The 3814-nt window shown below is 66.5% G+C and carries 5 protein-coding genes; all 5 read left to right on the forward strand.

Annotation, left to right across the window (positions count from 1 at the left end; translation table 11 throughout):
• Window positions 1-100 precede the first annotated feature (100 nt).
• Window positions 101-916 (forward strand): phosphatase, encoded by an 816-nt coding sequence (locus tag J0695_RS21375; RefSeq protein ID WP_206963730.1) that lies wholly within the window; start codon window positions 101-103, stop codon window positions 914-916.
• A gap of 129 nt (window positions 917-1045) precedes the next feature.
• A complete protein-coding gene (locus J0695_RS21380) occupies window positions 1046-1258 on the forward strand; it encodes a helix-turn-helix domain-containing protein (protein WP_206963731.1) in 213 nt (70 codons plus the stop codon).
• A gap of 132 nt (window positions 1259-1390) precedes the next feature.
• A complete protein-coding gene (locus tag J0695_RS21385; protein ID WP_003948845.1) occupies window positions 1391-1489 on the forward strand; it encodes a 30S ribosomal protein bS22 in 99 nt (32 codons plus the stop codon).
• A 179-nt stretch (window positions 1490-1668) separates the two neighbouring features.
• A complete protein-coding gene (locus J0695_RS21390) occupies window positions 1669-2718 on the forward strand; it encodes an NAD-dependent epimerase/dehydratase family protein (protein ID WP_206963732.1) in 1050 nt (349 codons plus the stop codon).
• 1 nt (window position 2719) lies between these two features.
• A complete protein-coding gene (locus J0695_RS21395) occupies window positions 2720-3733 on the forward strand; it encodes a lysophospholipid acyltransferase family protein (RefSeq protein WP_206963733.1) in 1014 nt (337 codons plus the stop codon).
• Window positions 3734-3814 lie beyond the last annotated feature (81 nt).

The raw sequence follows: 3814 nt of genomic DNA on the forward strand, positions 1-3814 counted from the left end.
AATCGCCGGAGGGGCTTGATCAAGCCCGGTCGTTACGCCAACTGTGGGGCGTATCTGGGGTTTTGGCCCCTGGTGTGGTGTGGTGCGGGAGCATCGGAGGGTGTTGAGCACTGGTGCGCTGCGCGCGCATTTACTGGCCGCCCGGTTGGCCGGGCCCGTGGCTACCTCCCGCGAGGAGAGCCTGCGGAGCTATCGGCTGTTCGCGGCCCGCGATCCCCGGGTGACCCTCGGGCTCGATCCCGAATGGGGGTGGGGCGAGCGGGATTTGTTGCGTCTGATGGCTGACAAGTGCGGGGTTTCCGACGATCCTGACCATCGGGCCGGGCCCGATGTCATTGATCCGGAGCTGACCCTGGCTGCGCTCGATGCCTTCGCCGCGCGATTAGCGGAAGCTGTCGGGCAGGAGGTCCCGGTACTGTTCGGGACCGGGCATCCGCATCGACTTCTCGGGTTCTACGCCGAGTTGGCAGACGCTTTGTCGGCGGCAGGATGTGAGATCCTCACCCCCGCGCAGGGTCGGAGTGTCGACATAACGACCCGGTTCGGCGTACGCACGTACAACCTTGACTACGTACGGGGAGTCGCGCTGGTGCGTGAAGCAGGCGCGCGAGCCCCCGGTGGTGAGCCGGGCGTGCATACCCATTCTCCGCTCCCGGTTCGGGTCGCGCTGGAGGGTGCGGCAGGGGCTGGAGGCAGGCTTCCCGGGCTAGTTGTGGGGGATCACGGGTGGGTCTGCGGTGCAGGTCAGCTGGGTATTGAGGCCATCGGTCTTGCGGACACGGACGACCCCGCGCTGTTCGTCGGAGAGGCCGAGGGGCGGGTGTCCGTAGCCGTTCCGCTTGATGACGCTGTGCGGTCTGATTACTACCGACCGCTTACTCGCTATGTACTCAATCGAGCGTGTCTGTCACGGTAGGCGTCCGATGGCTGCTCCTCTTCCCCACTCGCACCACCCGCCCCTAGTCTGGGGAGTGAGCGCACAACGACGAAGAGTCACCGGAAGGGGAAGCCGGTGCCCGTCGTGTGCGGAAGGTTCAGGTGGGTCATGGCTGCTGGCAGTGAGAGGCCTCTCAACGAGGTCAAGTTCCTGACCGTGGCGGAAGTCGCTTCGGTAATGCGCGTGTCCAAGATGACCGTGTACCGACTGGTGCACAGTGGTCATCTGCCGGCGATCCGGGTGGGCAGGTCCTTCCGGGTTCCGGAGCAAGCAGTGCACGAGTACCTTCGCGAGTCGTTTGTGGGGGTCGAAACAGCCTAGAAAAGTCCTAGGGGGGCCTGGGGTCTTCCCTCGGATTACGTCCCTCACTCGGCGGCAGGTAGGCTAGGCCGACGTAGGTCGTGTGGGCCCAGACGCCCCGCACCGAGTAAAGAGAAGTGAGCGAGGGTAGTCGTGGGCTCTGTTATCAAGAAGCGGCGCAAGCGGATGGCTAAGAAGAAGCACCGCAAGCTGCTCAAGCGCACCCGCGTTCAGCGTCGCAACAAGAAGTAAGCGGCAGCTGTACGTGTTTTCCGAAGCCCTCCCACCATCATGGTGGGAGGGCTTCGGTGCGTTCCGGGGTCCGTTGTGACGGGTGGGCTTGGTGACTTCATGCATCGTGTGGTCATCACAGCGCAACAACGAACCGATACGGTGGCCCCTACGGCAGACCGAAAGGGGAGGCGCTGATCTTGGGGAAGATCGTGCTCGTCACCGGAGTGGCCCGGCAGCTCGGGGGCCGGCTTGTGCGGCGTATTCAGCGCGATCCCGAGGTCGACCGGGTGATCGGGGTGGACGTGGTGCCGCCCGGGGACCGTGCGGCCGGCGCCCTGTTCGTCCAGGCCGACATCAGGCAGCCGACGATCGCGCGCGTACTCGCCGAACACAATGTCGACACCGTCGTGCACATGGATGTCACCGGGACCCCCTTGGGCACGGGCGGCAGCCGGGCGACGGTCAAGGAGACCAATGTCATCGGCACCATGCAGCTGCTCGGTGCCTGCCAGAAGTCGCCGACGGTCAAGCGGCTGGTGATCAAGTCCAGTACGAGCGTGTACGGGGCGGCGCCGCGGGACCCCGCCGTCTTCACGGAGACCACACCGCCCAAGTCGCTGCCCAGCGGCGGCTTCGCCAAGGATGCGGTGGAGGTCGAGGGGTACGTACGCGGCTTCGCCCGGCGGCGGCCCGACGTGGCCGTGTGTGTGCTGCGGTTCGCCAACATCCTCGGGCCCCGCGCCGATTCACCGCTCGCCGAGTATCTGTCGCTCCCGGTGCTGCCGACGGTTTTCGGGTACGACCCGCGGCTGCAGTTCGTCCATGAGGACGATGTGATCGATGTGCTGCGGATCGCGCTGCACGAGCCCCGGCGGGGCACTCTGAACAGCGGGACCTTCAACGTCACGGGCGAGGGCGTACTGCTGCTCTCGCAGTGTTCACGGCGGCTGGGGCGGCCCACCGTGCCCGTACTGCTGCCCGCGGTCAACTGGGTCGGTTCGGCACTGCGTACGGTGGGCGTGACCGATTTCTCGCCCGAGCAGATCCGGCTGCTGACGCACGGCCGGGTCGTCTCCACGGTTCAGATGCGGGAGACACTCGGGTTCGTACCGCAGTACTCGACCGCGGATACTTTCGAGGATTTCGCGCGCAGCCGGGGGGTTGGGCTGCTGCCTCCCGAGGTACTCGCGCGTACGGTCGACCGGGTCTCCGGATTTGTCTCTTCTGCCGGCAAGGAGCGCAGCTGACATGGCCGATGCCAAGGTCATCCCCTTCGGTGACGAGCCGAGGACCAGGCGGGCCAGGAACACCAAGGCCAAGCGGGCGTCGGTGCGCAGTACGGCGACGCCGGCCGCGCTCGCGTCCGTACCGGAGCGCGAGCAGGCCGCCGAGCCGGTGCCTGTGGAGGCGCCGGCCGAGAGCGGTGGGTGGGACCGGCGGATCGCCGGGGGGCTGTCCTTCCTGCGGAGGCGGATCACCGGCGACTACGAGGTCGACGAGTTCGGTTATGACAAGGAGCTCACCGACCAGGTCCTGATGTCGATGGTGCGGCCCCTGTACGAGAAGTACTTCCGGGTGGAAGTGAAGGGGATCGAGAACATCCCGTCCGAGGGCGGGGCGCTGATCGTCGCCAACCACTCGGGGACGCTGCCCCTGGACGGGCTGATGCTCCAGGTCGCGGTGCACGACAACCATCCGGCCGAGCGCCATCTGCGGCTGCTCGCGGCCGATCTTGTCTTTATGCTGCCGGTCATCAATGAGCTCGCCAGGAAGGCCGGGCACACCCTGGCCTGCGCGGAGGACGCCGAGCGTCTGCTGCAGCGGGGCGAGGTCGTCGGGGTGATGCCGGAGGGGTTCAAGGGCATCGGGAAGCCGTTCGGTGACCGGTACAAGCTGCAGCGGTTCGGGCGGGGCGGGTTCGTGTCGACCGCGCTGCGGGCCGGGGCGCCGATCGTGCCGTGCTCGATCGTGGGGGCGGAGGAGATCTACCCGATGATCGGGAACGCGAAGACCGTGGCGCGGATCCTCGGCTTCCCGTACTTCCCGATCACGCCCACGTTCCCGTGGCTCGGGCCGCTGGGGATGGTGCCGCTGCCGACGAAGTGGACGATCCAGTTCGGTGAGCCGATTCCGACCGACGGGTATCCGCCGGAGGCGGCGGAGGATCCGATGCTGATGTTCAATCTGACCGATCAGGTGCGGGAGCAGATCCAGCACACGCTCTACAAACTGCTGGTGCAGCGGCGGTCGGTCTTTTTCTAGCCGGTGTTCTTCGTGTAAGCGGTGTCTTCGTACGGAAAAGTGCCGGGTCCCCTCAGCGGGGGCCCGGCACTTTTCTGTGCG

Origin of the sequence: Streptomyces beijiangensis (assembly GCF_017315755.1) — a bacterium.
Lineage (GTDB): Bacteria > Actinomycetota > Actinomycetes > Streptomycetales > Streptomycetaceae > Streptomyces > Streptomyces beijiangensis.

Excerpts from the sequence above, each read along its gene's own strand:
- J0695_RS21395 (WP_206963733.1), top strand. The coding sequence starts at position 2,720 with ATGGCCGATGCCAAGGTCATCCCCTTCGGTGACGAGCCGAGGACCAGG.
- J0695_RS21380 (WP_206963731.1), top strand. The coding sequence starts at position 1,046 with ATGGCTGCTGGCAGTGAGAGGCCTCTCAACGAGGTCAAGTTCCTGACC.